The following is a 1,953-nucleotide window of genomic DNA, read 5'->3' as shown; positions in this document are numbered from 1 at the left end:
GAAGGCCCGACCCAGGGCACTGACGGCGGCATGGGGATTGGACGAATAGACGACCAGGCTGCGGCGGCGTCCCAGCCCCGACAGCCGGCTGGCGACATCATTGCCGAATGCGGCATCCAGCACCCGGGTATCGGTGGTGGTGACCGCATAGATACGGCTTTTGGCGCTGGCTTCGATGAAGCCGGCCACGGCGAGGTGATCCTCCACCGCAAGGCCGGGATCGGTGAAGGCGAGGCCATACCAATCACCGGAGCGGTCGGCCAGCACGGCCACCGCCTCCAGCGGCGTTTCCGCGTCTGCGCCGGGCACCGGAGCCAGGGCGGTATCGGCCGTCAGCTTCATAAGGCTGGCCAGCGGGCCGTCGGCATATCCCAGCACAGCAGCCGCGCCGGTCGCGGCGGTCGACAGGATGAAGCGGCTGCCGTCGTAATCGAGGCGCGCACCTTCGCCCGACAGGGCGGCGGAGGCGATGGCGGCGATGCCTTCCAGGGTGACGGCATCGGAAAAATCCAAATCCTCGACCGTGCGCTGTTGACCGTTGATATTGATGGTCAAGGAGCCCTCGGTAATGCCGGTCCAGGCCGAGAGAGCGGCTTCCGCCTCGCTCAGGGCGGCGCCTTTCAGCACGGCCGGAGCATCCTCCTTGATCCAGCGGCCGACATAGAGAAGCGAGGGGCGCGGCGACTGGCTGAAGAACAGCTCGGCGGCCTGATATTCCGGGGCGGCAAGGCCGAAATCGGCGGCTACGGCATCAATGGCGGCATAGGCGCGGATGCGTTCGCCCTGATCGATCACCTCGGATGATCCAAGCAGCAAAAGCGCGCCGAAATTCCGGCGTGCGGCGGCGAGCGGCGCCAGATTGATAGAGACCTTGACCACGCGGTCGACAGAGAGGGCTCGGGACATGATATGCCTCAGCTATTGGCAATGAGTTGGTGGCGCCCGCAGGCGAGATTTTCGATTGCTACGGCCAGGGCTTCGGCCTGGCGCAGGGTGAGGGTCAGGTCAAAGCGCGGCAGCCAGGACCCGCCGACCAGTTCCGCCCCGGCGATGATGGCGCCGGCCGACACATAGGCCAGACCGGCCGCACGGAGCCCCTCCCGGTTTTGGGCGATCTGCAGCCCCGCCCGGACCCGGCCGGCCAGAACGTCGCCGCCCGGACCGTAGAAGGACAGGGCCACGGTCAGGGATGCTTGGCTGTGCAGGACTGCCGCGCCGTCGCCCTGGATCAGCTGAGTGCCCTCGGGCGCCGCCTCCGTGATGCCGAAGGCGCACCAGTCCACTTCGGGTTTTGGTTGCGGCGGCGGCTTGGGCTGGTAGCGCGGCCGGATCAGCGCCCCCTCCAAGCCGGTGAGACCGGCCAGCAGGTCGTGGATGACATCTTCCAGGGCTTCACGCGAGAGGCCGCCCTCGACGGCCAAAGGGCCGCCGGTGGCCGAATTGTTGCTCATCGCACGCCCTCCATCACCGCGACCGCCCGGTAATAGGTCTCGCCGCAACTGGTCCAGGTCTCGACCGACCGCACACGCCAAGACGATCCGGCATGGTCGAAGCGGATCTCGGCGGTGATTTGAGCCAGCGACCAGAGGGTCAGGGCATCCTTGTCGCGCTCGGCCTCGGGCAGGGTTTCGCGCTCGCGAGGTGTGGCCGGCTGCAGGGCGGCCTGGATAGTCTCGCTGGCCAGCACCACAGTTTCGGTACGGCCACGCGGCGAAACCCCTTCGCCCAGGCGCTCGATGTCCAGGCTCTGCACCAGGTCCTCGTCGGAGAGCAGATCGGCGATCATCTCCATCATGCGCCGCGCCTCCGGATGACATAGGTGATCGCGTTGCTCAGGCCGCCGCTGAACAGCAGCGGATTGGTCTTGCGCGGCATCCGGGACGTGCTCTTTTTCCGCCGGCCGGGCGACTTGCCTTCGGCCGCCTCTTTCTCGCGCTTGGCCTTGGATTCCTG

At 67.3% G+C, this 1,953-nt stretch carries 3 protein-coding genes; all 3 read right to left on the bottom strand.

The window, feature by feature from the left end; genetic code table 11:
- The coding region (locus tag EPD66_RS24450) for a DUF3383 family protein (protein WP_221931084.1) at positions 1-906 on the bottom strand (906 nt) is incomplete at its 3' end.
- 8 nt (positions 907-914) lie between these two features.
- A complete protein-coding gene (locus EPD66_RS22770) occupies positions 915-1,451 on the bottom strand; it encodes a hypothetical protein (RefSeq protein ID WP_142850864.1) in 537 nt (178 codons plus the stop codon).
- Positions 1,448-1,795 carry a hypothetical protein gene (locus tag EPD66_RS22765; RefSeq protein WP_142850863.1) on the bottom strand — a complete coding sequence of 116 codons (348 nt, stop codon included), beginning with the start codon at positions 1,793-1,795 and terminating at the stop codon, positions 1,448-1,450. Before EPD66_RS22765 ends, EPD66_RS22770 begins: the two co-directional genes overlap by 4 nt.
- Positions 1,796-1,953: the final 158 nt, after the last annotated feature.

The sequence above is a fragment of the Telmatospirillum sp. J64-1 genome, assembly GCF_006980715.1.
GTDB classification, from domain to species: domain Bacteria; phylum Pseudomonadota; class Alphaproteobacteria; order Rhodospirillales; family Magnetospirillaceae; genus Oleiliquidispirillum; species Oleiliquidispirillum nitrogeniifigens.
This window is presented reverse-complemented; position numbering and strand designations above follow the sequence as displayed.